The 25,788-nt window shown below is 60.3% G+C and carries 23 protein-coding genes; 13 read left to right on the top strand and 10 right to left on the bottom strand.

Annotation, left to right across the window (positions count from 1 at the left end; translation table 11 throughout):
- The first annotated feature begins 14 nt into the window (after nt 1–14).
- From rpe to trpC, 7 genes are all read left to right on the top strand, one after another.
- A complete protein-coding gene (gene rpe / locus Q8R10_RS05405) occupies nt 15–689 on the top strand; it encodes a ribulose-phosphate 3-epimerase (RefSeq protein ID WP_305651738.1) in 675 nt (224 codons plus the stop codon).
- Between the two features lie 5 nt (nt 690–694).
- Entirely contained in the window at nt 695–1,561 is an 867-nt protein-coding gene (locus Q8R10_RS05400; protein WP_305651827.1) for a phosphoglycolate phosphatase, read from the top strand.
- 198 nt (nt 1,562–1,759) lie between these two features.
- Nucleotides 1,760–3,250 (top strand): anthranilate synthase component I, encoded by a 1,491-nt coding sequence (trpE, locus tag Q8R10_RS05395; RefSeq protein WP_305651736.1) that lies wholly within the window; start codon nt 1,760–1,762, stop codon nt 3,248–3,250.
- 120 nt (nt 3,251–3,370) lie between these two features.
- Nucleotides 3,371–7,477 (top strand): DEAD/DEAH box helicase, encoded by a 4,107-nt coding sequence (locus Q8R10_RS05390; protein WP_305651734.1) that lies wholly within the window; start codon nt 3,371–3,373, stop codon nt 7,475–7,477.
- A 338-nt stretch (nt 7,478–7,815) separates the two neighbouring features.
- A complete protein-coding gene (locus Q8R10_RS05385; protein ID WP_305651732.1) occupies nt 7,816–8,412 on the top strand; it encodes an aminodeoxychorismate/anthranilate synthase component II in 597 nt (198 codons plus the stop codon).
- Entirely contained in the window at nt 8,409–9,458 is a 1,050-nt protein-coding gene (gene trpD / locus Q8R10_RS05380; protein ID WP_305651730.1) for an anthranilate phosphoribosyltransferase, read from the top strand. The genes Q8R10_RS05385 and trpD overlap by 4 nt, the downstream gene beginning before the upstream one ends.
- Entirely contained in the window at nt 9,455–10,291 is an 837-nt protein-coding gene (gene trpC, locus Q8R10_RS05375; RefSeq protein WP_305651728.1) for an indole-3-glycerol phosphate synthase TrpC, read from the top strand. The genes trpD and trpC overlap by 4 nt, the downstream gene beginning before the upstream one ends.
- A gap of 56 nt (nt 10,292–10,347) precedes the next feature.
- Here trpC and crp read toward each other — a convergent pair whose 3' ends face one another.
- Complete coding sequence (gene crp, locus Q8R10_RS05370; RefSeq protein ID WP_305651726.1) at nt 10,348–10,992, bottom strand: cAMP-activated global transcriptional regulator CRP; 645 nt, start codon at nt 10,990–10,992, stop codon at nt 10,348–10,350.
- Nucleotides 10,993–11,224: 232 nt separating this feature from the next.
- Between crp and Q8R10_RS05365 the strand changes: the two genes are divergently transcribed.
- Together Q8R10_RS05365 and speD are read left to right on the top strand one after the other, a co-directional pair.
- The gene (locus Q8R10_RS05365; protein WP_305651724.1) at nt 11,225–11,647 is read left to right on the top strand and encodes an OsmC family protein; all 423 of its coding nucleotides are present in this window, start codon (nt 11,225–11,227) and stop codon (nt 11,645–11,647) included.
- A 208-nt stretch (nt 11,648–11,855) separates the two neighbouring features.
- Nucleotides 11,856–12,650: an adenosylmethionine decarboxylase gene (gene speD, locus Q8R10_RS05360; protein WP_305651722.1), complete on the top strand. Its 795-nt coding sequence runs from the start codon at nt 11,856–11,858 to the stop codon at nt 12,648–12,650.
- A 65-nt stretch (nt 12,651–12,715) separates the two neighbouring features.
- Here speD and coq7 read toward each other — a convergent pair whose 3' ends face one another.
- The 3 genes from coq7 to Q8R10_RS05345 all read right to left on the bottom strand — a co-directional run bounded on the left by coq7 (nt 12,716) and on the right by Q8R10_RS05345 (nt 14,578).
- Entirely contained in the window at nt 12,716–13,363 is a 648-nt protein-coding gene (gene coq7, locus Q8R10_RS05355) for a 2-polyprenyl-3-methyl-6-methoxy-1,4-benzoquinone monooxygenase (RefSeq protein ID WP_305651720.1), read from the bottom strand.
- Nucleotides 13,364–13,427: 64 nt separating this feature from the next.
- Complete coding sequence (locus Q8R10_RS05350) at nt 13,428–14,240, bottom strand: formylglycine-generating enzyme family protein (protein WP_305651718.1); 813 nt, start codon at nt 14,238–14,240, stop codon at nt 13,428–13,430.
- Nucleotides 14,240–14,578, bottom strand: coding sequence for a histidine triad nucleotide-binding protein (locus Q8R10_RS05345; RefSeq protein WP_305651716.1), 339 nt, complete (start codon nt 14,576–14,578; stop codon nt 14,240–14,242). Before Q8R10_RS05345 ends, Q8R10_RS05350 begins: the two co-directional genes overlap by 1 nt.
- Nucleotides 14,579–14,707: 129 nt before the next feature.
- Between Q8R10_RS05345 and Q8R10_RS05340 the strand changes: the two genes are divergently transcribed.
- The gene (locus tag Q8R10_RS05340; RefSeq protein ID WP_305651714.1) at nt 14,708–16,189 is read left to right on the top strand and encodes an AAA family ATPase; all 1,482 of its coding nucleotides are present in this window, start codon (nt 14,708–14,710) and stop codon (nt 16,187–16,189) included.
- A 295-nt stretch (nt 16,190–16,484) separates the two neighbouring features.
- On the opposite strand, the gene Q8R10_RS05335 is transcribed toward Q8R10_RS05340, so the two are convergent.
- The 4 genes from Q8R10_RS05335 to hemJ all read right to left on the bottom strand — a co-directional run bounded on the left by Q8R10_RS05335 (nt 16,485) and on the right by hemJ (nt 20,027).
- A complete protein-coding gene (locus tag Q8R10_RS05335; protein ID WP_305651712.1) occupies nt 16,485–17,282 on the bottom strand; it encodes an SDR family oxidoreductase in 798 nt (265 codons plus the stop codon).
- A gap of 47 nt (nt 17,283–17,329) precedes the next feature.
- Nucleotides 17,330–18,496 (bottom strand): DUF805 domain-containing protein, encoded by a 1,167-nt coding sequence (locus Q8R10_RS05330; protein WP_305651710.1) that lies wholly within the window; start codon nt 18,494–18,496, stop codon nt 17,330–17,332.
- Nucleotides 18,497–18,611: 115 nt separating this feature from the next.
- The gene (locus tag Q8R10_RS05325; protein WP_305651708.1) at nt 18,612–19,574 is read right to left on the bottom strand and encodes a nitronate monooxygenase family protein; all 963 of its coding nucleotides are present in this window, start codon (nt 19,572–19,574) and stop codon (nt 18,612–18,614) included.
- A gap of 30 nt (nt 19,575–19,604) precedes the next feature.
- Nucleotides 19,605–20,027 carry a protoporphyrinogen oxidase HemJ gene (gene hemJ, locus Q8R10_RS05320; RefSeq protein WP_305651825.1) on the bottom strand — a complete coding sequence of 141 codons (423 nt, stop codon included), beginning with the start codon at nt 20,025–20,027 and terminating at the stop codon, nt 19,605–19,607.
- A 134-nt stretch (nt 20,028–20,161) separates the two neighbouring features.
- Here hemJ and argC point away from each other — a divergent pair, with 134 nt between their 5' ends.
- Together argC and erpA are read left to right on the top strand one after the other, a co-directional pair.
- Nucleotides 20,162–21,196 carry an N-acetyl-gamma-glutamyl-phosphate reductase gene (argC, locus tag Q8R10_RS05315; protein ID WP_305651706.1) on the top strand — a complete coding sequence of 345 codons (1,035 nt, stop codon included), beginning with the start codon at nt 20,162–20,164 and terminating at the stop codon, nt 21,194–21,196.
- A 114-nt stretch (nt 21,197–21,310) separates the two neighbouring features.
- Complete coding sequence (gene erpA, locus Q8R10_RS05310) at nt 21,311–21,661, top strand: iron-sulfur cluster insertion protein ErpA (RefSeq protein WP_305651704.1); 351 nt, start codon at nt 21,311–21,313, stop codon at nt 21,659–21,661.
- A gap of 70 nt (nt 21,662–21,731) precedes the next feature.
- Here erpA and Q8R10_RS05305 read toward each other — a convergent pair whose 3' ends face one another.
- Both Q8R10_RS05305 and Q8R10_RS05300 read right to left on the bottom strand, forming a co-directional pair.
- On the bottom strand, nt 21,732–22,820 hold the full coding sequence (locus tag Q8R10_RS05305; protein WP_305651702.1) for an anhydro-N-acetylmuramic acid kinase: 1,089 nt from the start codon (nt 22,818–22,820) through the stop codon (nt 21,732–21,734).
- A 5-nt stretch (nt 22,821–22,825) separates the two neighbouring features.
- A complete protein-coding gene (locus Q8R10_RS05300) occupies nt 22,826–24,235 on the bottom strand; it encodes a peptidoglycan DD-metalloendopeptidase family protein (RefSeq protein WP_305651700.1) in 1,410 nt (469 codons plus the stop codon).
- Nucleotides 24,236–24,447: 212 nt separating this feature from the next.
- On the opposite strand from Q8R10_RS05300, the gene tyrS reads away from it, so the two are divergent.
- Nucleotides 24,448–25,659, top strand: a complete 1,212-nt coding sequence (gene tyrS, locus Q8R10_RS05295) for a tyrosine--tRNA ligase (RefSeq protein WP_305651698.1) — start codon at nt 24,448–24,450, stop codon at nt 25,657–25,659.
- Nucleotides 25,660–25,788: the final 129 nt, after the last annotated feature.

Here is a 25,788-nt window from a genome sequence, read left to right as displayed (position 1 = left end):
CATCTAGGTGCGCCATGCAGCCGTTCGCCATTGCTCCGTCGATTCTTTCCGCAGACTTCGCCCGCCTCGGCGCCGAAGTCGACAACGTGCTGGCGGCTGGCGCCGACATCGTGCACTTCGATGTGATGGATAACCACTACGTGCCCAACCTGACCATCGGCCCGATGGTCTGCACGGCGCTGCGCAAATACGGCATCACCGCACCTATCGACGTGCACCTGATGGTCTCGCCGGTCGATCGCATCATCGGCGACTTTATCGAAGCCGGCGCCACGTACATCACCTTCCACCCAGAAGCGTCCGGGCATATCGACCGCTCCTTGCAACTGATCCGCGATGGCGGCTGCAAGGCCGGCTTGGTGTTCAATCCGGCCACCTCGCTTTCGAGCCTCAAGTACGTGATGGACAAGGTCGACATGATCTTGTTAATGAGCGTTAACCCAGGCTTTGGCGGACAGAAATTTATCCCCGGTACCTTGGATAAATTGCGTGAAGCCCGCGCCTTGATCGAGGCCTCGGGGCGCGAGATTCGCCTGGAAGTGGATGGCGGGGTGACGGTGCAGAATATTCGCGAAATCGCCGCCGCCGGCGCCGACACCTTTGTCGCCGGTTCGGCGATCTTCAATAGCCCGGACTACCACGCGGTGATTGCGCAGATGCGCAGCGAACTAGCGCTCGCCCGCGGATGAGTAGCATGCAGGGCGGTTTTGCCCAGCTGTTGCCCGGACGTTTACCCAGCCTGGTGATGTTTGATCTGGATGGCACACTGATCGACTCGGTGCCGGACCTGGCCGCCGCTGTTGACCAAATGCTGCTGGCGCGTGGCTTGCCGGCTGCTGGTAGCGAGCGGGTGCGCAACTGGGTCGGCAACGGCGCGCGGGTCTTGGTGCGCCGCGCCCTGGCCGGTGACCTGCAGCATGCGGCGGTCAGCGAGGCGGATGCCGAGCCTGCGCTGGAACTGTTTTTACAGCTGTATGCCGATAACCACAGCCTGACGGTGCTCTACCCCGGCGTACGCGAAACCCTCAAGTGGCTCAAGCAGCAAGGCGTCGAGATGGCGCTGATCACCAACAAGCCGGAGCGCTTTGTCGCCCCCTTGCTGGATCAGTTGCGCATCGGCCGCTACTTTCGCTGGATCATTGGCGGCGATACCTTGCCGCAGCAGAAACCCGATCCGGCGGCCCTGCTGCAAGTGCTGCAACTGGCCGAAGTACCGGCCAGCGAAGCGCTGTTTGTCGGCGACTCATGCAGCGATGTGCAAGCCGCCAAGGCCGCCGGAATACTCTGCGTGGCCATGAGCTATGGCTATAACCACGGCCGGCCGATTTGCGAGGAGTCGCCAGCGCTGGTGCTCGACGACTTACGTCACCTGCTGCCGGCGGATGCCTCGGGTTGCGCCGCCTCAGCCGCTGCGCTACCGTTGCCGGGCGTTAGTCCATCCCCCCGCCGAAGAGATCAGATCGTGGTGGTTACCAGTAAACAGGGCTTTATAAAATCAGGGTTAGTCAAGTCTGGGATGCACATCCTCAAGGCTTTGGCCCGCTGGCGTTGGCGCGCCTGATTTAAGTCTGACCACGTTTACTCATTTGCTCAAAACCTAATTTAATATCGTTGCGAGCGCAGGTTAGGCAAGGCGAAATCAGGCGAGGACGCGGAGTTTACGAGTTGTAAATGAGCAGTCCGAGCCTGGTTTCAACGCCGCATAACCAAGCGCAGCAGATATTAGATAGGTTTTTACCTCAAGCCACGAGGCTGAATTATGACCCGCGAAGAATTCCTGCAGTTAGCCGCTGGCGGCTATAACCGCATACCTGTGGCCTTGGAAACCCTGGCCGATTTCGATACTCCGCTGTCGCTGTATTTAAAGCTGGCCGACGCGCCCTACACCTACTTATTGGAGTCGGTACAGGGCGGCGAGAAATGGGGCCGTTATTCGATCATCGGCCTGCCGTGCCGCACCGTGCTGCGCGCCTACGAGCACAGCGTGACGGTCAGCATTGATGATGTGGTGGTGGAGTCCCATGAATGTGAAGACCCGCTGGCCTTTGTCGAAGCCTTCAAAGAGCGTTATCAGGTGGCGCCGGTTGCCGGTTTACCGCGCTTCAATGGCGGCCTGGTCGGCTACTTCGGCTACGACTGCGTGCGTTACGTCGAGAAGAAATTGGCCAAGTGCCCCAATCCCGACCCGCTGGGTAATCCGGACATTCTGTTGATGGTCTCGGACGCCGTGGTGGTGTTCGACAACCTCGCCGGCAAGCTGCACGCCATCGTCCTGGCCGACCCCCGCGAGGCAGATGCCTATGAGTCGGCCCAGGCACGTCTGAATGAGTTGCTGGAACAACTGCGCCAGCCAATCACCCCGCGCCAGGGTCTGGATTTGTCGGCCTTGACCGATGCCCCGGAGCCGCTGTTTCGCTCCAGCTTTAGCCGCGAAGATTACGAGCGTGCGGTCGATACCGTGAAGGAGTACATCCTAGCCGGCGACTGCATGCAGGTGGTGCCATCGCAGCGCATGAGCATCGACTTTGCCGCAGCGCCTATCGATCTGTACCGGGCGCTGCGTTGCTTTAATCCAACGCCCTATATGTATTTTTTCAACTTCGGCGACTTCCATGTGGTCGGCTCCTCCCCCGAGGTGCTGGTGCGGGTCGAAGATGGTCTGGTGACGGTACGGCCGATTGCCGGCACCCGCCCGCGCGGCGCCACCGAGGAGGCCGATCTGGCGCTGGAGCAAGACCTGCTCTCGGATGCCAAGGAGATCGCCGAGCACCTGATGCTGATCGACCTGGGTCGCAACGATGCCGGCCGGGTGTCGGAGACCGGCTCGGTGAAAGTCACCGAAAAAATGGTGATAGAGCGCTATTCCAACGTCATGCACATCGTCTCCAACGTCAACGGCCAGCTGAAGAAAGGCCTCAACGCCATGGATGCGTTACGCGCCATTTTGCCGGCCGGCACCTTGTCGGGCGCGCCGAAGATTCGCGCCATGCAAATCATCGACGAGCTGGAGCCGGTCAAGCGCGGCATCTACGGCGGCGCGGTCGGTTACCTGGCCTGGAACGGCAATATGGACACCGCCATCGCGATTCGCACCGCAGTGATCAAAAACGGTGAGCTGCACGTGCAGGCCGGTGGCGGCATAGTCGCCGACTCGGTGCCGGCGCTGGAGTGGGAAGAAACCCTGAACAAGCGTCGGGCGATGTTTCGCGCGGTCGCCTTGGCCGAGCAAACCCACAAGAACCGTGGCTAGTCACCCCAACGGGTTCGCGCCGGTGTGGCGCCAACCCGCTTAGGTATTTGCTCAGACCGATGCTCGCGGGCATGGGTTTAGCGCTTTAATTTTCGCTGTCTCTGTTGTTGGAACCTCTGTATGCCTGCTGCCATAACTCCTTCTGCCTTGGCGGTGTTGCCGGAGAACTACAAAGCGCTGCTGTATGTGCTGGCGCTGTCTTTCCCAGGGCAGAGCAAAACCGCCTTGGTCCGCCAGCTGCGCGACATGGGCGCCCGCGTTTCGGCCACCCGCGCCTTTGACGCCGCCGCCTTGAGCGAGATTCTCGAGCCTTTGCAGCGCCTCGAGTGGCTTAGCCATAGCGGCGGTACTGGTCAGCCGATTTGCCTGCTGCCAGGGCGACGCAATCTGGTGCTGCAGCAACTCAGTAGCGACGCCAGCAAGAGCCAGTGGCTGGAGATTCTGCGTGGCAGTCTGGTCGCGCCGCGCACCGCCTGGGATGCGCCGACCAAAGAGTTCCAGTTGCAGAGCCTGTGGCTGGCGCTGCTGCAGGGGCAGGCCTTTGATTTGCAGCAGTGCCTGGACCGCCTGGAAGACTGGCAGGTTGAATCGCCCGCCGAGCAATTGCTCGCCGATGAGGCCGGTAAACAAGTGTTTGCCAGCCTGTTCCCGGCGGTGCAATGCTTGCTACTGGAAGACTATCTACAGCAACTGAACCAGCACTTGCAGCCGGCCGATGAGGCCTATCGGCTCGGCCTGGTACTGCTGGCGCGTAATCCTGAGCATACCGATCTGGCCCTGCAACTGTTGCAGCAAGCACTCTGGCGGGGCGACTGGCCGCAGTTTGCCGCGCTGGGTAACAGTGCCCTGGCCACCATGCAGCAGTTTATCGCGGCGGTGCTCGGCGGCAGTTACGCGCCGGCCCTGGCGGCGCTGCATGAGTGGACGGCGTCGATCAAACGGCAGAGTAAGAAACGCAAGCTGGACCTGCCGCCGGTGCTCAATGGCTTCTACTGTTTGGCCCTGCTGGCCAGTGCCGACCCGCAGTCTTACCCGACCCTTAAACAAGCGGTGAGCCTTGGTGTTCGTGAGCACTATGGTCGTGGCTATCCGGCCTTGCTGCTGCTGGTCGAGCAATTGCTCGGCAGCAGCAAAGGGCTGACCCAGGACTTTGTCGGCCATATCGCCTTCAATGGTTTCGATGGTCTGCTGCTGGCGCTAGCGCTGTACTGGGCGGATGCCGAGGTGGTGCGTCGTCCCGTTTGGCGACTGCAGTTAGAGGCCTTTGCCGGGCAATTGGAGAGCGACGGTTATCAGTGGTTGGCCGTCGAGGTGGAGGCCTTGCTGGCCCAGCAGTTCGGCCTGGCGTGGCAGCCGCCGGCCTGGTACCGCGACAAGGGCCTACAGCCTTTGGTCAGTCTCTACCAGCGCCAAGAAGCTTGGCAACATGCACTGGCTGCGCTGACCCTGCTGAAGCCGGGCAAGCGCGCAGCCACTGCCAGCGCCACGCCAAACAGCAGTCGCCTGGCGTGGCTGGTCAGCGCCAATGGCTATTCCACCCATGTCGAGCCGCGCGAGCAAAAGCTCAGCGTCAAGGGCCAGTGGAGCAAGGGCCGGGTGGTGGCACTCAAGCGCTTGCTGGAGGAGGGCGACAGCCTGGACTTCTTGCTCGAGCAAGATCAGCAAGCCATCCGCATGATTCAGTCCAGCGCCGATCATTACGGCGGCGTGCGTTACGAGCTGCCGGCGGAGCTGGCCTTGCCGCGCCTGATCGGCCATCCGGCGCTGTTTTGGGCCGATGCGCCCGAGGTGCGGATTGATCTGGCTCTGGGCCACGCCAGCTTGCAGCTGAAATCCGAGGCCGAGCAGATCCATATCAAGCTCGAACCCCGCGAGCTGCACAATCACAGCACGCTGCTGCTCTATAAAGAAACCCCGACACGGCTGCTGGCCTATCCGATCAGTCGCGAGCTGCGGCAGATTATCGACATCATCGGCCACGGCCTGAGCGTGCCCCAGGCCGGCAAGGCGCAGCTGATCGAGGCAATCAGCGCCATAGCGCCGCTGTTGCCGATTCATTCCGACCTGCCCGAATTAGCCAGTCACCTCGATTGCGTGGTGGCCGACCCCATGCTGTATGCGCATTTATTGCCGTTGCAGGGCGGCCTGCGCTTGCAGTTGCTGGTGCGCCCGCTGGCCCACAGCAGCTGGTTTAAACCGGGCGTTGGCCTGGCTAATGTGCTCGGCGAGCAAGACGGCAAGGCCCTGCAAGCCAGTCGCGATCTGGACGCCGAAGCCGCCACCCTAGAGTGGGTGCTGCAGGCCTGCCCGGCGCTGGCCCAGGCCGACAGCGACGGCCAGGAGTGGCAGCTGGAAGACCCGCAAGATGCCTTACAGGTGCTCAGTGAGCTGCAACTGCTGGATGGCGAGCGGCTGCAATGCGTGTGGCCGGAAGGCGAGCGGATGCGCATCAAGGCGCGGCCGGGCATGGGCCAGCTCAAGCTGGGCTTGAAGCAGCAAGGTGACTGGTTTGTGCTGGCCGGCGAAGTGCAGCTCGACGATGGCCGGGTATTGCACCTGCGCCAGTTGCTCGAGCTGCTGAAAACCAACAAGGGCCGCTTCCTTAAATTGGGCGAGCAAGACTGGCTGGCGCTCAGCAGCAGCTTGCGCAAACACCTGGATGAACTGGCGCACCTGGCCGACCGCGTCGGCGATGACGGCCTGCGTTTGAATCTGCTCACCGCGCCCTTGCTGGCCGGCTTGGCCCAGGAGGCCGGCGAGTTTCAGGCCGACGCCAGCTGGCAGGCGCATCTGGACAAGCTCGAGTCGCTGAAGAATTTTCAACCGCAATTGCCCAGCACCCTGCAAGCCGAATTGCGTGACTACCAGCGCGAAGGCTTCGACTGGCTGGCGCGCCTGGCCGAGTGGGGCGTCGGCGCCTGCCTGGCGGACGACATGGGCCTGGGCAAAACCGTGCAGGCCTTGGCCTTGATGCTGCTGCGCGCCCCCCGTGGGCCGCAACTGGTCATCGCGCCGACCTCGGTGGCGATTAACTGGCTGTCCGAGGCCGCGCGTTTTGCCCCGACCTTAAAAGTGCATAACTATCAGCAGACCCGCAGCCTGGAAGGGCTTGGCCCGCTGGATTTGGTGGTGGCCAGCTACGGCCTGCTGCAGCAAGACGATCAGGCCTTTGCCGCCCAGCACTGGACCAGCGTGGTGCTGGATGAGGCCCAGGCGATCAAGAACGCCAGCAGCAAACGCTCGCAAGCGGCGATGTGCTTGCAGGCGGACTTCAAGCTGATCGCCACCGGCACGCCGCTGGAGAATCACCTGGGTGAGCTGTGGAATCTGTTTCGCTTTATCAATCCGGGCTTGCTCGGCAGCCAGGAGCGTTTTGCCGAACGCTTCAGCACGCCGATCGAACGCGGCGAGCAGTCGGCCCGCAAGGCCCTGAAGGCGCTGATCCAGCCGTTTATTTTGCGCCGGCTGAAGAGCCAGGTGCTCGATGAGTTGCCACCGCGCACCGAGATTACCTACAAGGTGCCGCTGTCTGCCGAAGAGGCGCACTACTACGAGGCGCTGCGCCAACAAGCCTTGCAGTCGTTGGTAAATGCCCCGCAAGGGCAGAACAAATCCTTGCAGGTGCTGGCGGAAATTACCCGGTTGCGGCGCTTTTGCTGTCACCCCAATCTGGTCATGCCCGGCGCCGGGCTGGCCGGTAGCAAGCTGGCGGCCTTCGCCGAAATAGTCGCGGAGCTGCTGGAGAACCGCCACAAGGCGCTGGTGTTCAGTCAGTTCGTTGACCACCTGAGCATCGTGCGTAAGTGGTTGGATGAGCAGGGCATCCACTATCAGTATCTGGACGGCGCCACCTCGCCAAAAGACCGCAAGACGCGGATGGATGCCTTTCAGGCCGGTACTGGTGATATTTTCCTGATCAGCCTGAAAGCCGGCGGCACCGGACTGAACCTGACCGCCGCCGACTATGTGATCCACCTCGACCCCTGGTGGAACCCGGCGGTGGAAGACCAAGCCAGCGACCGTGCCCATCGCATGGGCCAGCTGCGTCCGGTGACCATTTACCGGCTGGTGACCGAACACACCATCGAGGAGCAGATTGTTGCCCTGCACGCGAAAAAACGCGCCCTGGCCGACAGCCTGCTGGATGGCGGTGAACTCAGCGCCAAGCTGGACGCCGATGCGTTGCTGAACCTGCTCAAGGGCGACTACCAAGAGGATGCCGAGTGATTCGCCGCCGCGTGTGGTGTGCGGAGAATGGCGCCGCACTGGCCTGGCTGCGGGGCGATCAAGATTGCGCCGCAGCCCGCGCCTGGGCTACTGTGAGCGGATTGCTAGACGAGAAAATTCCAGTGAAAACCAGCAGCACCCTCCTCATGCGCCTGATCAAAGGCCACGCCTGCTGGCGTTGGCGGACTTGATCTTTGTGCGAGCGACCACGGCGTCGCCCGCGACAAGTTACAGCTGTTCCTGCTCGCCAAAGGCCCGCTCAAACAGGGCCATTTCGCCAGGTGTCAGCCGCAGGCTTTAACTACACGCGCACTAGGCGCACAAGGTTGGTTTTTAACATGCTGCTAATGATCGATAACTACGACTCCTTTACCTACAACGTGGTGCAGTACCTGGCCGAATTGGGCGCCGAGGTCAAAGTCATCCGCAACGATGAGCTGACTCTGGCCGAGATCGAAGCACTCAACCCCGAACGCATCGTGGTCTCCCCTGGCCCCTGCACACCCACCGAAGCCGGCGTATCCCTGGCGGTGATCGGCCACTTTGCCGGCAAGCTGCCGATTCTCGGCGTGTGCCTGGGCCATCAGAGCATCGGCCAGGCCTTTGGCGGCGAGGTGGTACGCGCCCGCCAGGTGATGCACGGCAAGATCAGTCCGGTATTCCACGCGGGCCTGGGCGTGTTCGCCGGCCTCAATCAGCCGCTGACGGTCACCCGCTATCACTCCTTGGTGGTCAAGCGCGAGACCTTGCCCGATTGCCTGGAAGTGACCGGCTGGACCCAACTGGAAGACGGCTCGGTCGATGAGATCATGGGCCTGCGGCACAAGACCCTGAATGTCGAAGGCGTGCAGTTTCACCCAGAATCGATTTTGACTGAGCAGGGCCATGAGCTGTTTGCCAATTTCCTCAAGCAGAGCGGCGGTGTGCGCGGATGAATATCAAACAAGCCCTCAATCGAATCGTCGCCCAGCTCGACCTGTCCACCGAAGAGATGCAGGACGTGATGCGCGAAATCATGACCGGCCAATGCAGCGAGGCGCAGATCGGCGCCTTTCTGATGGGCATGCGCATGAAGAGCGAGAGCATCGACGAGATAGTCGGTGCCGTCTCGGTGATGCGCGAGCTGGCCAGCCAGGTCGAGTTGCCCAGCCTGGATAACGTGGTCGATGTGGTCGGCACCGGCGGCGATGGCGCCAATATCTTTAACGTCTCCACCGCCGCCGCTTTTGTGGTGGCGGCGGCCGGCGGCAAGGTGGCCAAACATGGCAACCGGGCGGTATCGGGCAATAGCGGCAGCGCCGACTTGCTCGAGGCCGCCGGGATTTATCTGCAGCTGACTCCGGTGCAGGTGGCGCGTTGCATCGACACAGTCGGGGTCGGTTTTATGTTCGCCCAGGTGCACCACCAGGCGATGAAATACGCCGCCGGGCCACGGCGTGATTTGGGCCTGCGGACCATTTTCAATATGCTCGGGCCGCTGACCAATCCGGCCGGCGTGCGTCATCAGGTGGTCGGCGTATTCAGCCAGGCCCTGTGCCGGCCGCTGGCCGAGGTGCTCAAGCGGCTGGGCAGCAAGCATGTGTTGGTGGTGCATTCGCGCGATGGCCTGGACGAGTTCAGCCTGGCCGCCGCCACCCATGTGGCCGAATTGAAAGACGGTGAGATCACCGAGTACGAGGTGCGCCCGGAAGACTTCGGCCTCAGCAGTCAAACCCTGCTGGGGCTGGAAGTCGACGGCCCGCAAGCCTCCCTGGCGTTGATTCGCGATGCCCTGGGGCGGCGCAAAACCGACATTGGCCGCAAAGCCGGCGACCTGATAGTGCTGAATGCCGGCGCCGCACTCTACGCCGCCGACCTGGCCGATAGCCTGGCCGCTGGCGTAGCGCTGGCCCATGACGCGCTGCACACCGGCCTGGCGTTGGAGAAAATCGACGAGTTGGCATCCTTTACTGCGGTATTCCGGCTGGAGAATCAAGCGTGAGCCTGCCCACTATTTTGGAACAAATCCTCGCCCGCAAAGTCGAGGAGGTGGCCGCGCGTCGCGCCTTGGTCAGCATGTCTGCGCTGGAGCAATTGGCCCGTGACGCGGATGCACCGCGCGGTTTTGCCAATGCCTTGCAGGAACGGGTAAAGCGTAAGGAAGCGGCGGTGATCGCCGAAATTAAAAAAGCCTCGCCGAGCAAAGGCGTGCTGCGCGAGGATTTCAATCCGGCCGAACTGGCCGCCAGTTACCAGCGTGGCGGCGCCGCTTGTTTGTCGGTGCTGACCGATATCGACTTCTTTCAGGGTGCCGACGCCTACCTGCAGCAAGCCCGTGCGGCCTGCAGCCTGCCGGTGATTCGCAAAGACTTTATGATCGACCCTTACCAGATAGTCGAGGCCCGTGCCCTGGGCGCCGACTGCGTGCTGCTGATTGTCTCGGCCTTGGCGGACACGCAAATGGCCGAGCTGGCCAGCGTGGCCAAAGACGTCGGCCTCGATGTGTTGGTTGAAGTGCACGATGGCGATGAGCTGGAGCGGGCGCTGCAGACCCTGGATACGCCGCTGATTGGCATCAATAACCGCAACTTGCATAACTTCGAAGTCAGCCTGGATGTCACCCTCGATTTACTGCCGAAAATCCCCCGTGATCGCCTGGTGATCACCGAGAGCGGCATCCTCAATCGCGCCGATGTCGAACTGATGCAGATCAGCGAGGTGCATGCCTTCCTGGTCGGCGAGGCGTTTATGCGCGCACAAGATCCGGGCGCCGAGTTGCAGCGTTTGTTTTTCCCCGGTACTGCGCCGGTGCAACTGGGTGCCGATCCGGACTGAGTAAATGCTGCGCATAAAAAAACCGGCTCGCGCCGGTTTTTTTAGATCTGGTGCATTCAGCGGGTGCCGAATACCACCATGGTTTTGCCTTTGACGTTGACCAGGCCCTGCTCTTGCAGAACCTTGAGCACGCGGCCAACCATCTCCCGCGAGCAGCCAACGATACGGCCGATTTCCTGGCGGGTAATTTTGATCTGCATGCCGTCTGGGTGGGTCATGGCATCTGGCTGCTTGCACAGGTCGAGCAGGGTGCGGGCAACGCGGCCGGTGACATCCAGAAAGGCCAGGTCGCCAACTTTACGAGTGGTGTTGCGCAGGCGCTCGGCCATCTGGCTGCCGAGGGCAATCAGCATTTCCGGGTCTTGCACGGTGAGTTCGCGGAACTTGGTGTAACTCAGTTCTGCCACTTCGCACTCGGTTTTGGCCCGCACCCAAGCGCTGCGTTCTTTCTCGCTGCCTTCTTTTTCGAACAGGCCCATCTCACCGAAGAAATCGCCGGCATTGAGGTAGGCGATGATCATCTCACGACCGTCATCATCCTCAATCAGGATGGTGACCGAACCTTTAATAATGAAGAACAGCGTCTCGCACCGATCACCGGCATAGATGATGGTGCTTTTGGCGGTGTAACGACGACGGTGGGCATGCGCGAGCAGCTTGTCGAAATTCTTTATTTTCGGTGTAAGAGTGATAGCGACCATGCACGAATCTCGAAAAGAACAGATAAGTCTCTGTTAAACAGACATTTTCTTATTAGTCATGCGGCAAGTGTGCCAGTTATCCGGCGCCAGCTTAACAGAGCCTTAATAGTTGGCGGTGATTTTGCGACGGAGCTAACAGCTAAGAGTAATTGATTTCGTCAAATGCGTCGCAATGGGGGGGGGAATACCCTGTGTTAAGCTTGCCGCGGATTTTTTTACCGGAGACTTGGCAATGAAAGCACGCATTCAATGGGCCGGTGAGGCTCTGTTTCTTGGCGAGTCGGGCAGTGGCCATGTCGTGGTCATGGACGGTCCACCCGAGGCCGGTGGTCGTAACCTCGGCGTGCGGCCGATGGAGATGCTGCTGATCGGCTTGGGCGGCTGCAGCAATTTTGATGTGGTCAGCATCTTGAAAAAATCGCGCCAGGCGGTGGAGAGCTGTGAGGCTTTTGTTGAGGCCGAGCGCGCCGATGAAGACCCAAAAGTCTTCACCAAGATTCATCTGCACTTTGTGGTCAAAGGTCGCGGTTTGAAAGAAGCTCAGGTTAAACGGGCGGTGGAGCTGTCGGCCGAGAAGTACTGCTCGGCGTCGATCATGCTCGGTCGCGCCGGCGTGGTCATCACTCACGACTACGAAATCATCGAGCTGGCTTAAGGTTTCGCCGCAGTTGGGCGCATGGGCTGGCGCAGGGCTGCCTGGCTCTGCATAATGCGCCCGCTTTTCAAGGCTTTGAGCCCAAGCAAGACAACCATAATCGCCATTGCGAAGAGGTGTAAACCGTCCTACGCAGAAGCGCACCGCGCCTCTGACGGGCATGCTCAATCATGTGGCAGAGCCGCATTCATATAGAGAGTTACCTACGGTGAAAAGCAAACTCAAGCTCCACGGGTTCAATAACCTGACCAAGACCTTGAGCTTCAACATCTATGACATCTGCTACGCGGAAACGCCGGAAGACCAGCAGGCCTACGTTCAGTACATCAATACTGAGTACGACGCCGAGCGGCTGACGCAGATTCTCACCGATGTTGTCGACATTATCGGCGCCAATATTCTTAACATCGCCCGCCAGGATTACGATCCTCAAGGCGCCAGCGTGACCATCCTGATTTCCGAGCAGCCGGTCACCCCGACCGATAGCCAGATCGAGGAGTCGCCGGGGCCCTTACCAGAAACCATTCTGGCGCACCTGGATAAGAGCCATATCACCGTGCACACCTACCCGGAAATTCATCCGGTGGACGGTATTGCCACGTTCCGGGTGGATATCGACGTGTCCACCTGTGGGGTGATTTCTCCGCTCAAAGCGCTGAACTACCTGATTCACCAGTTCGACTCGGACATAGTCACGGTCGACTATCGGGTGCGCGGTTTTACCCGTGACGTGGAAGGCAAGAAGCACTTTATCGACCACGAAATTAACTCGATCCAGAAGTACCTGTCGGAAGACACCCGTGCGGCCTATCAAATGACCGACGTCAACGTCTATCAGGAGAACCTGTTCCACACCAAGATGCTGCTCAAGGAATTTGAGCTGGATAACTATCTGTTTGGCGACGCCACCCAGAATCTGTCCAGCGAGCAGCGTGAGCAGGTAACGGCGCGGGTTAAGCACGAAATGCTGGAGATTTTCTACGCGCGCAATATGCCCGAGTAAGTCTGCTGGCATGAAAAAAGGGCGCTCTCTCAAGCGCCCTTTTTTCTGTCTGCGAGTTAGCGAATTCAGATCCGGTAGGTGCTCTTGGTCATCACCTTGGCCAGCAGGCTCATGCCAAACTTGACCGGCGCCGGGAAGCGAAAACCGCCGGCTTCGATGGCGCCGGCGGCGTGTTCGGCTTCGTCGCTGCGCATCTGCTCGAGAATCGCCCGGGACTTTCCGTCTTCTGCCGGCAGCTGCTGCAGGTGTTCATCCAGGTGCTTGCAGACCTGATCTTCGGTGGCCGCGACAAAACCCAGGCTGACCTTGTCGCTGATCATCCCGGCCACCGCGCCCACCCCAAAGGACAAGCCGTAGAACAGCGGATTCAATACGCTGGGATGGCTGCCCAGCTGGCGGATGCGTTGTTCGCACCAGGCCAGATGGTCGATTTCTTCCTCGGCGGCATGCTCCATGGCGCTGCGCACCTGGGGCAACTTGGCGGTCAGGGCCTGGCCTTGATACAGGCCTTGGGCGCACACCTCGCCGGTATGGTTGATGCGCATCAGCCCGGCCACATGACGTGTGGTATTGGCGTCGAGCTGGGCCTCTTGCTGGACTATGGCCGGTGACGGCCGATAGGGCTGACCGCTGAACGGCAGCAAGGTGCGCAACGCGGTGTCGGCTTGCAGCAACAGGCGATCAATTGGCGAGTAATGACGTTGGTTAGCCATGGCAGCTCCGGGGTAGTTCATCGGCCAAGTTTACTCCAAGCGTTGCTGTGGGTCTTGATCCGGGTCAGGGCAGCTCGCGCAGCACCCGCAAACCCTGGGCATAGTCTTTGACTTGCGGCTGCTTCATGTCGCGCAGGCTGCTGCGCAGATACACCGGGCCGCTGTTCCAGGCGCCACCGCGGGTGACTCGTGGGCTGTTATCGAGCAGGCCGGCGCGGCCTTGTTCGTGGCCGTCATAGGGGGCGGCAAAGGTCGAGGCGGTCCATTCCCAGACATTGCCTGCGGTGTCGTAGAGACCAAAGGCATTCGGCGCGAACTGGCCGACCAGTGCGGTTTTGCTGGCGATTTGCCTGGCGGTGCCGCAGCCACGGCAATGGGCGCGCGGTTGTTGTTCGTCGCTGTCGAGTTGCGCTCCCCACCAGTAGTAGCTTTGGCTACCGGCGCGGGCGGCATATTCCCACTCGGCCTCGGTTGGCAGGCGATAACGCTGGCCGCTGACTTTACTCAGCCATTGGCAATAGCCCTGGGCGGCAAACCAGCTGACGTTGATTACCGGGCGCTGCGCCGACAAGCCCCAGCCTTCGTTGTCGGGCATGGGTTTGCCGGTGGCGTCGGCGTACAGCTGCCAGTCGGCGAAGGTCACCTCGAAGCGGCCGAGGGCGAAGGCCTGCTGGATCTGGGTCGGGCGCGGCGGCCGTTCGTTGTCGTTACCGCGATTAAGACTGTCGCCCAGCACCAAGCTGCCGGCCGGCAAAGCGACTAACTCCGGGCCTTGCTGGTCGTTGCTCAGTGCGTCACGAAACACGCTGCCGGTCTCGATGGCGAGGGCCGGCAGGGGTAGCAGCAGCGTCAGGGCGACGCCGATCAGTGCTCGCATCAACCCGGCGGCCAGTGCATTTGGCGCTGGCCGAGCACGTGCATATGGATGTGGTAAACGGTTTGGCCGCCTTGCGGGTTGCAGTTCATCGCCACCCGGAAACCGGCTTCACAGCCTTGCTCAAGCGCCAGGCGTTGGGCGGTGAAGAGGATGTGGCCGGCCAGGGCTTTGTCGTCTTCGGTGAGGTCGTTGAGGGTGTTGATGTGTTTTTTCGGGATCACCAGAAAATGCACCGGCGCGGCCGGGCTGATGTCGTGAAAGGCGAGCACATGTTCATCTTCATACAGCTTGCGCGCGGGAATGTCCCCGGCGACGATTTTGCAGAATAGACAGTCCATGGACGGTCTCCCGGCTCGTTATTTGAGCGCCAGAGTGTAACCATGCGCGCTCGGGGCGACCAGCGTTCAGCGGCTGTGTCTCCTCCTAACCTGTTCAGCAGCCCGCTAGGCGACGCACAAGGAGTGGCAGTGATTAACGATATTCATGATTTGGGGCTGGTGCTCGACTCGCGGGTTAAGTTGGTGGTGATCGAGTCCTGGGATGAGCCGCGGGTGCTGGAAACCCTCACCAGTTTGGCGATCAAGCGCGGCCTGGGGCTCTACACCTGGGCGATTACCGAGGGCTTGCAGCGGCTCGGTTTTGCCGGCGAGCCGGGAGAGCAGAGCGAAAGTCTGGAGCCGGAGGCGGCGCTCAAGCTGATCAAGCACGACCCGCAGCCCAATCTCTATGTGCTCTGCGATTTGCATCCGTTCCTGACCGACAACCCCAAGCTGGTGCGCTTGCTGAAAGAGATCGCCCAGGCGGAAGGCCAGCATCGGCCGACCCTGGTGCTGGTCTCCCATGCGTTGAAATTACCGGCCGAAGTGCAGCGCTACGCTGCCCGTTTCAGTCTGGCCTTGCCGACCGAGGACGAGTTGCTGGCGATAGTGCGCGATGAGGCGACGCGCTGGAGTGAGCGCAATCGCGGTGCGCGGGTGCGCACCGACAACCGTACCCTGCAGCAGGTGGTGAAGAATCTGCGTGGCATGGGCCATGCTCAGGCGCGGGCCTTGGCGCGGCGGGTGATTTGCGATGACGGCGCCATCACCCAGGACGACCTGCCCAAGCTGAATAAGAGCAAGTTCCAGTTGCTCGACCTGGATGGCGTGCTGAGTTTTGAGTACGACACGGCACGGTTTGCCGAGGTCGGTGGGCTGCGTAATCTCAAGCGCTGGCTGGGTGATCGCGAGCAGGTGTTTCTGGCCGGCAAAGCCGACGATTTACCCAAGGGCGTGCTGCTGGTCGGGGTGCAGGGCGGCGGCAAGAGCCTGGCGGCCAAGGCGATTGCCGGGCTCTGGGGGTTGCCGTTGTTGCGCCTGGATTTTGCCTGTCTGTACAACAAATTCTTCGGCGAAACCGAGCGCAACTTGCGCGAAGCCTTGCAACTGGCCGAGCAGATGGCGCCCTGCGTGCTGTGGATGGATGAGATCGAAAAAGGTCTGGCCAGTGGTGAGCAGGACGGCGGCGTCAGTCAGCGGGTGCTCGGCACCTTGCTGACCTGGATGGCCGAGCGCAAGGCGCCGGTATTTATGGTGGCGACCGCCAATGCCATCGAGCGGCTGCCGCCGGAGTTAGTCCGCAAGGGTCGCTTCGATGAGCTGTTTTTTGTCGACTTACCGGATGCCGAGGTGCGCGCCGAGATTTTCCGCATTCACCTGCTGCGTCGCGAGCAGGAGCCGGGCCTGTTTGATCTGGCGCAACTGGCTGCCGTCAGTGAGGGTTTTGCCGGTGCGGAGATCGAGCAGGCGGTGGTCAGCGCCCTGTATGCCGCCCAGGCCCGTCAGCAAGCGGTCGACCAGGCCTTGTTGGTGCAGATGATCCAGGGCAGCTCGCCGCTGTCGGTGGTGATGGCCGAAGATTTGGCGCAGCTGCGTGCCTGGGCCGATGGCCGCACTGTGAGTGCGGATTGATCAGCCGGTGTGCAGCCGCTGAGTGCGGCCGGTACTCGGCGCTTTTGTAGGAGCCAGCTTCAATCGGGCGACGGGCTATGTGCCCGTTAGCTGTGCAGACAGACCGTAGGATGCGGTTGAGCGCAGCGATACCCATCACCGCGTGCGAAGTCCATCAGCTCACGTCCGCTGCTGCGTGCGGGGGATTGCAGGAGTGATTGCCGCAGGATGATCGATGGGTATCGCCAAGCTCAACCCATCCTACAGAGGCTGCGACTGGCGCAACACATAACTAGTACAGCGCCATAACCATTGGCTAGTCGGCTTTACGCCCTGAACTTGAGCGGTTGACCTTGCCGACCAGGCGCCGCACCAGGGCGCGTGGAACCAGTCGCGGCCAGTAGGCCATGAGTTTGTTGTGCCAGCCGGGGATGATGATGGCGCGGTTTTTCTCCAGCGCCTGTACCGTCAGCAGCGCCACTTCTTCGCAGCTCATCATCAGCGAGCTGCTCTCCAGCTTGGTGCTTTTCATCTGCGCGTTGCGAAAGAACGCGCTGCGGGTTGGGCCTGGGCACAGCACCGAAACCTGAATGCCATGTTCTTTAAGCTCTTCACGCAGGCCCTCGGAAAAACTCAGCACAAAGGCTTTGCTGGCGTAGTAGTTGCTCATCCATGGCCCTGGCTGAAAGCTGGCCACCGAGGCGACGTTAAGAATCTGTCCGCCACCTTGTTGCAGCATGCGCTGGCTCACCGCATGGCAGAGGCGGGTGAGGGCGAGGATGTTGACCTCGATCAGTTGTTGCTCGCGGCTCCAGTCCTGCTTGAGAAAGGCGCCGGCCGTGCCGATACCGGCATTGTTGACCAGCAGTTCGATCTGCCGATCAGCTTGCTCCAGTTCTTGCAACAACCCGGATACCTGCAACGGCTCGCTTAAATCGCAGGCGCTGAACAGCACCTCAACGCCGAAGCGCTGAGTCAGTTCGCAGGCAATGCTTTCCAGTGCGTCGCGCTGGCGGGCCACTAGGATCAGGTTACGGCCACGGCGGGCCAGGGCTTCGGCGAGGGCTAAGCCGATCCCGCTAGAGGCGCCGGTAATCAGGGCGTAACGGGACATGCATGTTCTCCATCAAGCCGCGGCCGGGCGGCCGCGGTATTAAGCTATTACTGGTTTTCGCTGGTGTTGGCGTCGTCAGTGGTTTCAGCGTCGTCAAAGGCAGCTGCCGGCTCGACTGGGACCGCGGCATCGGCGGCATCCGCCGCTTCATCTGGGTAGGCGGCGCTGTCGGTTTCTTCGTAGCCGCTGGCCTGTGCGTCACGGGCGCGCTCGGTATAGTCCTGATATTGCGGGATGGCGATGGCCGCGAGAATGCCGAGCACCGGTACCAGCAACCACAGGCCGGCGAGTATCTTCACGGCACGGCTATTGGGCGGTGGCGGTGGACCGAAGCGGTTGGCGCCGGTGCTGCCGGGCACCACCAGCATGATGATGGAGAACACACTGCCAACCGCCGGGATCAAGCTGACCAGCAGCAGCCAGCCGGACCAGCCGATATCGTGCAAACGTTTGACGCCAATCTGGATGCTGACAACTACCATGGCAACTACTGCCAATAGGCCAACTATGGTTGCAGCAACGGATAGCAAGGAAGTGCTGCTATCAAGAATGAAGATGACCGACGCGCCGATACCGAGAAGCACTAAGGCGACAGCCATCATAACCAGTGACCAGGCCAGATAGCGCAGGCGACCTATGCGGCCTTCAATGCCAAAGGGTTTTAGCTCGGCAAACTCTGGCAGCGCCTCGGCGACATTGGCCGTGGGCGGCGCGTAGGGAGTTGCACTTAGCGGCGCGCTGGCTGGGGCCGCGACTGCTGTTTGGCTGGCGAGCGGAGCTGGTGCGCTGTCGCCGAGTTCGGCTTGGCGGGCGAGAAACTTGTCGATGATGATGCCGCAGGCTTCGCACTCCACGGCCTTGGCTTGCTCATGGCCACACTTGGGGCAGCTCATACGCAGGTCGTTGCTGGCGCTTGTGGCTGTGCTGATCATATTGGGATTGATGTGATCCTCGGTCTCGACCAGGCTCAGGCTGGCGGCCAGATCGGCTTCTTTGCGCACCTTGGCGCCGGTGCGCTGTAGCGCGGCCAGGTATTTGTCGGCTTCGTCTTCCGACAGGTCGCGCTTCAGAGCAATGGGGCCGCCGTCGAACAGACCGTTGATCTTGCTGCGATCGCTTTTAAACAGTTGCGCGAGCTTGTCTTTGACCTCATCTAGCAGGGCATCGGGCATTAGCTCGCCATTGAAGACGATTTTAAATTTGGCTTGTGGCATGCGGGCGTCCCTGTCAGCAGTAGGGGTGGGTGTGCGCACAGCCTAATAGCCGCGCGGCCTTGGATACAAGGGCGAGCGGCAATAAAAGGCGGCGTAGTTCAGGTCTTGGCGTGGATTATTTTGCCCAGTGCTGCGCCAGTTGCGCGCTACGTTGGTTGGCTGCGCGGTATTCGGCGTCCAGACGGGCGATCAGCTCGGCAACCGTTGGCAGATCGGTGATGCTGCCGGCCCCTTGGCCGGCCGACCACACGGTTTTCCAGGCCTTGGCTTCTTCGTTCATTGGTTTGAGCTTTTCGCCATAATTAACTTCGCCTTTGTTTTGCAAGGCCTGCAGGTCGTAACCGGCGGCTTGCAGGCTCTGGCGCATAAAGCTGGCCGGGATGCCGGACACCGCCGGGGTGTGAATGATGTCGGCGGCTTGGGCGTCCAACAGCATTTGTTTGTAGGCCTCGCCGGCATGGCTCTCTTGGGTGGCGATAAAGCGGGTGCCGAAGTAAGCCAGGTCCGCCCCGAGTAATTGCGCGGCAAGAATCTCGTGACCTTGGTTGAGGCAACCGGCCAGCAACAGGGTCTTGTCGAAGAACTGACGAATCTCGGCAATCAGCGCAAAGGGACTCCAGGTGCCGGCATGCCCGCCCGCGCCGGCGGCTACGGCGATCAGGCCATCGACCCCGGCTTGTGCGGCTTTTTCCGCATGCCGGCGGGTGGTCACGTCGTGAAACACCAAGCCGCCATAACTGTGCACCGCATCGACCACTTCCTTCACCGCGCCCAGGCTGGTGATGACGATGGGCACGCGTTTCTCCACGCAAATGGCCAGGTCCGCCTGCAGTCGTGGATTGGTCTGGTGAACGATCAGGTTGACCGCATAGGGCGCGGCATCGGCCGTCAGCCCCGCTTCGATTTCGTCCAGCCAGGCGCGAAACTCGCTGCTCTCGCGCAGGTTCAGCGCCGGGAAACTGCCGACCACGCCGTTATTGCAGCAGGCCAATACCAGTTGCGGGTTGGAGACCAGAAACATTGGTGCGGCCACCAGGGGCAGGCGCAAGCGTTGGGCGAGCAGGTCAGGCAGGGACATGGCATTTCCTCTTGTCAGGTTGGGCGCGGGTCAGAAGGGTTTGATTACCACCAGCAACACAATCGCCAGCAAAAACAGCACCGGCACTTCATTGAACCAGCGATAGAACACATGGCCGCGAGCGTTTTCGCCACGGGCAAAGGCTTTCAGTTGGGCGCCACACAGGTGGTGGTAACCGAGCAGAAGCAACACCAAGGTCAGCTTGACGTGCAGCCAACCCATGCTCAACCAACTCGGGTTGAGGTATAGCAGCCAGCCGCCGAGCAGCAGGGTGGCGACCATCGAGGGCTGCATAATGCCGCGATAGAGCTTGCGCTCCATGATGCAGAAACGCTCATGGCTGAGGCTGTCGCTGCTCATGGCGTGGTAAACGAATAAGCGCGGCAGATAGAACAGTCCGGCGAACCAAGTCACCACGGCAATAATGTGAAAGGCTTTCACCCAGAGATACAACATGCGGTCTTTCCCGTAATAAAGTCCGCGAATAGTAGTGGCTGGTGGGTCGGTGCGTCACCCTAACAGTTGGCTGGCAAGGCGCGCGGCCGTATCATCGCGCCTTTCTACAGGGTTTGTTTGAGGGGCGGGTCATGGTCAAGGTTGGTATCGTCGGCGGCACGGGCTACACCGGGGTTGAATTACTGCGTTTGCTGGCGCAGCACCCGGAGGCAGAAGTGGCAGTGATTACCTCGCGCTCGGAAGCCGGCGTGAAGGTCGCGGACATGTACCCGAACCTGCGCGGTCACTACGATGCGCTGGCCTTTAGCGTGCCCGATAGCGCGGCGCTGGGCGCCTGTGATGTGGTGTTCTTCGCCACCCCGCATGGAGTTGCCCATGCGCTGGCCGGTGAACTGCTGGCCGCGGGCACCCAGGTGATCGACCTGTCGGCAGATTTTCGCCTGCAAGACGCGGACGAATGGGCGCAGTGGTACGGTCAGCCCCACGGCGCGCCGGAGTTGTTGGCCGAGGCCGTTTACGGCCTGCCAGAAGTTAACCGCGCCAAGATCCAGCAAGCGCGCTTGATTGCCGTGGCGGGTTGCTATCCGACGGCCACTCAGTTGGGTTTTCTGCCGTTGCTGGAGGCCGGTATCGCCGATAACAGCCGGCTGATTGCCGACTGCAAATCCGGCGTCAGTGGCGCCGGCCGTGGTGCCAGCGTCGGCTCGCTGTTTAGTGAGGCCGGCGAAAGCATGAAAGCTTACGCGGTGAAAGGCCATCGGCATCTGCCGGAAATCAGCCAAGGCTTGCGCCGGGCGGCCGGTGGCGAGATTGGCCTGACTTTCGTGCCGCACCTGACACCGATGATTCGTGGCATTCACGCCACGCTGTACGCGACAGTGGCGGACCACTCGATTGATCTGCAAGCGCTGTTCGAGCAGCGTTACGCCAACGAACCGTTTGTTGATGTGATGCCGGCCGGCAGCCATCCGGAAACCCGTAGCGTGCGTGGCGCCAACGTCTGCCGTTTAGCCGTGCATCGCCCGCAAGGCGGCGATTTAGTGGTGGTTTTATCGGTGATTGATAACCTGGTCAAAGGCGCCTCAGGCCAGGCCATACAGTGCATGAATATTCGTTTGGGCCTGAATGAGCGCCTGGGCCTGGGGCATGCGGCGCTGTTGCCTTAACCGCACCATTGGTCGCCAGCAATGGCGGGCAGCGGAGAATAGTTGACCAGTTTGGTCGGGTAAGCGGATAATGCCTGCCTAAAGCAGTAGGGCGCATAGCGTCAGGAGAGCAGCATGAGCGTCGAAACCTTCACACCCAGCCCCTTGCAGTTCACCCCGGGTGCGGCCAACAAGGTAAAGAGCCTGGTCGAGGAAGAGGGCAATCCGCGTTTGAAATTACGTGTGTTTGTTACCGGCGGCGGCTGCTCGGGTTTCCAGTACGGCTTTACCTTCGACGATGAACTGGCCGACGATGACACCATCGTTGAGCGCGAAGGCGTCAGTTTGGTGGTCGATCCGATGAGCTTCCAGTACCTGGCCGGCTCTGAGGTGGACTATCAAGAAGGCTTGGAAGGCTCACGTTTCGTGATCAAAAATCCGAACGCCTCAAGCACCTGTGGCTGTGGGCAGTCGTTTACGATCTGATCCGGGCGTTACTCCCAGAATGCCGCGCTGATGCGCGGCATTGTTGTTTCTGCGGTGGAGATAATTCGCTTCAGGCTGGGTAGATGGCGCCTAGCACCCGCAAGCCGCGCGCGCCGGTGACGCTCGGGCGGTTGGCGGGAATAGCTTCCAGGCAGCAATGAGCGAGCCAGGCAAAGGCCATCGCCTCAACCCAGTCGGCCGGTACGCCGTGGCTGTCGGTGCTGCTTACTTGGGCGGTGGGCAGCAGAGACTGCAAGCGCCGCATCAGAGTGCCGTTGCGGGCGCCGCCGCCGCAGACCAGTAGCGTGTCGGTCTGTTGTTGCGCAGTGGTGAGCGCGGCGATGATGCTGTGGGCGGTGAGTTCCAGCAGCGTGGCTTGCACATCGGCGGCGTCATAGCTCGGTAGGCGAGCTAAATGTTGTTCCAGCCAGCTGAGGTTAAACAACTCGCGACCGGTGCTTTTCGGTCCCTGCGCTTGAAAGAACCCATCGCCGAGCAGAGCTTGCAGCAGTTGCGGTTGCATTTGGCCGCTGGCCGCCCAGGCGCCGTCGCGGTCGAACTGCTCGCCCTGCTGCTGCTCAATCCAGGCATCCAGCAAGACGTTCCCTGGCCCACAGTCAAAGCCGTGCACTTCTCGATCCGGCTCGAGCAAGCTGAGATTGCTAAAGCCGCCGATATTGAGCACCGCACAGCGTTTGTCGGTGGCAAACAGTGCTTGGTGGAACGCCGGCACCAGTGGCGCACCCTGGCCGCCGGCGGCGATGTCGCGGCGGCGAAAATCACTCACCACGCAGATGCCGGTAAGTTCAGCGAGTAGTGCAGGATTGCCGATTTGGATGCTAAAGCCGCGCGCCGGTTCATGCCGAATCGTCTGACCGTGGCTGCCGATTGCGCGAATAGCGCTGGCGGATAGGTTTTGCTCGCGTAGCAGGGTTTGAATGCCCTGAGCCGCCAGTTGCACCCAGCGTTGTTCGGCCATGGCGGCGCGCGCCAGTTCATCCGGGCCGCTGCTGCAAAGCGCGAGCAGCTCTTGGCGCAAGTCGTCCGGCATGGGCAGGTAGTGGCTGGCGATCAGCTGGCAGTGATCGTTTTGCTCAATCAGGGCGATGTCGAAGCCATCGAGACTGGTTCCTGACATAACCCCAAGATAGAGAGGCATGCAACTTAGCGCTTGTTCAGGGCCAGCATGCTGGACTTTTCCTGGTCCATGCGGGCCACTAGGGGCTGGCTTTGCTGCAAGAAGCGTTGTTTTTCGGCTTTGGCAATGGGGTCGGCCATTGCGGTTTTGATGCTGAGTGGGTTGACGTGGCGACCGTTGACCTGGAACTCGTAATGCAGGTGTGGGCCGGTGGAGAGGCCGGTGGTGCCAATGTAACCAATAACCTGGCCCTGTTTTACGCTGCTGCCGGTGCGGACGTTTTTGGCAAAGCCCTGCATGTGGCCGTAGAGGGTCTTGTAGCTATTGCCGTGCTGAATAATCACCGCGTTGCCATAGCCGCCATGGCGACCTGCAAGCATCACTCGGCCATCACCGGCCGCCTTGATCGGTGTGCCGCGTGCTGCTGCGTAATCGATGCCTTTGTGGGCGCGAATTTTGTTCAGGATTGGGTGCCGACGGCCCATGGAAAAGCCGGAACTGATGCGGGCAAAATCCACCGGCGAGCGGATAAAGGCTTTGCGCATGCTGTTGCCCTCGGCCGTGTAATAGCTGGTGCTGCCCTGTTTGTTGGTGTAACGCACCGCAGTGAAGGTCTTGCCGCGGTTCGTGAAGCGTGCGGAGAGGATGTTGCCAGTGCCGACGGCTTTGTCCTTGATGACTTTTTGCTCGTAGACCAGCTCGAACTCATCGCCCTCACGAATATCCTCAGAGAAATCGATGTCGTAGCCAAACACGCTGGCCATGTCCATCGTCAAACTGTGGGAAAGCCCGGCGCGCTGGGCCGATTGCGAGAGTGAGCTGTTAATCACTCCGCGGGTATAGGTGGCGCGTAAGTCAGGCTTGATTAGTTCGCGCTTGAAGGCATAACCCTGGACGGTTTTGTCCAGGCTGATGCTTTCAAGGTCGCTGAGTTTGCTCTGTAAGCGCTTTAGTTGACCGCTGGCCGAGAGGTCAAACTCCAGCACTTGGCCGACGTTCAGCTTACTGAAGCTCTTGGCGTCTTTGCTGCTATTTACGGCTTCGTGCAGGTCGTTACTCGTTAGCCCGACCTTGCTGAAAACGGTCGACAGGGTATCGCCGTTGCTAACGGTAATGCTTTTTCGGCTGGGGTCGCTGGCTGGAGTGACGGTTGCGTTAGCGAGGTTGGTTGCGGGTTTTTCAGTGCCGGAGCCATCAATCTGGGCGAAAGGTGAGGCGGCGTTACTGGTGGTGACTGCGATTGCAGGTGTAGCGTCTTGGTCTTCAGTGTTTGCTTGTGTGCTGGCGCCTAGATCGAGACTGAGCGATGTGCGCATCGCTTCAACTTGGCTGGACGGAAAAATTAGGAGTCCCAAACTCAGCATCGCTGCTACGCCGCTGGCGGCTAGCAGGTGGTTTTTTGGGTACAAAGGTGGTTTCTTGGCTTTATCAGTCATAAGTGGGCAGGATTCTTAAAATAATGAAAACGAAAATGAAGATGTAAGAAACGAAAGGTAAAAAGTCCTACTAACTGCTTAAAATATAATCAAAGAGTGGGTGAAGCAACCTTTGTGTCACCTGGGGGTGGCCGTGTGGCGCAAAACTTGTAATTAGTCCGCGATCTTGTATGGTTGGTTCCCTTTTATTTTCGAGTGGTTGTGAGTCTGTGATGAAGTCGGTTGAAGAGCAGTTGGCGCTAATCAAGCGCGGCGCGGAAGAGGTGTTGGTCGAGTCGGAACTGGTCGCGAAGCTTAAGCGCGGTCAGCCGCTACGGATCAAGGCCGGGTTCGATCCAACTGCCCCCGATCTGCATCTCGGCCACACGGTGCTTATTAATAAGCTGCGTCAGTTTCAAGAGCTTGGGCATCAGGTGGTGTTTCTGATCGGTGACTTCACCGGAATGATTGGTGATCCGAGCGGTAAAAGCGCCACGCGGCCACCGCTGACCCGTGAGCAGGTGCTGGAGAATGCCGAGACCTATAAGAGTCAGGTGTTCAAGATTCTGGATCCGGCAAAAACCGAGGTGGCGTTCAACTCCTCCTGGATGGATCAGCTTAGCCCGGCTGATTTCATTCGTCTGACCTCGCAGTACACGGTGGCACGCATGCTTGAGCGTGACGACTTCAGCAAGCGCTATTCCACCAATCAGCCGATTGCTATCCATGAGTTCCTCTATCCGCTGGTTCAGGGTTATGACTCGGTGGCGCTGCGTGCGGATATCGAGCTGGGTGGCACCGATCAGAAATTCAACCTGCTGATGGGGCGCGAGTTGCAGCGCGCCTATGGGCAGGAGCCGCAAGTGATCCTGACCATGCCATTGCTAGAGGGCTTGGATGGCGTCAAGAAGATGTCCAAGTCGCTCGGTAACTATGTCGGGATCCAGGAGGCGCCGGGGGTTATGTACAGCAAGCTGGTGTCCATTCCTGATGCGTTGATGTGGCGCTATTTTGAGCTGTTGAGCTTTCGCTCGATGGATGAGATTGCCGCCTTTAAGCAGGATGTTGAGCGTGGCGCTAATCCACGCGACATCAAAATCCTGCTGGCCGAAGAAATTGTGGCTCGTTTTCATGGTGACGAGGCGGCTGCCAGCGCACACCGCGCTGCGGGCAATCGCATGAAAGAAGGTGAGCTGCCGCAGGATTTGCCGGAGATTGAATTGTTCTCTGCGGAAGACCTGCCTATCTCGTCGCTGCTTAATAAAGCGGGGATGGTTAAGAATGCCGCGGCCGCTCGCGATTTGTTAGCTTCTGGCGCCGTGCGTATAGATGGTGCGGTGGTTGATCGTGAGTTCGTCTTTGCTTGTGGTGCGACGCATGTCTGCCAGGCGGGCAAGAAGGCATTTGCGCGCATTACGCTTAAGTTGGATGCAGTTCAAAATTAAGCCTTGACGTGTCAATCTGAGGGCCTATAATGCGCACCTCTTACGGCGTAGACCTCTCGTAAAACTCCTTGTAAAACAAGAAGTTAGCTTTAAATGAGGGGTTGCAAAGCAGCGAAATCTGCGTAGAAT

Origin of the sequence: Pseudomonas sp. (assembly GCF_030698175.1) — a bacterium.
GTDB lineage: Bacteria > Pseudomonadota > Gammaproteobacteria > Pseudomonadales > Pseudomonadaceae > Aquipseudomonas.
This window is presented reverse-complemented; position numbering and strand designations above follow the sequence as displayed.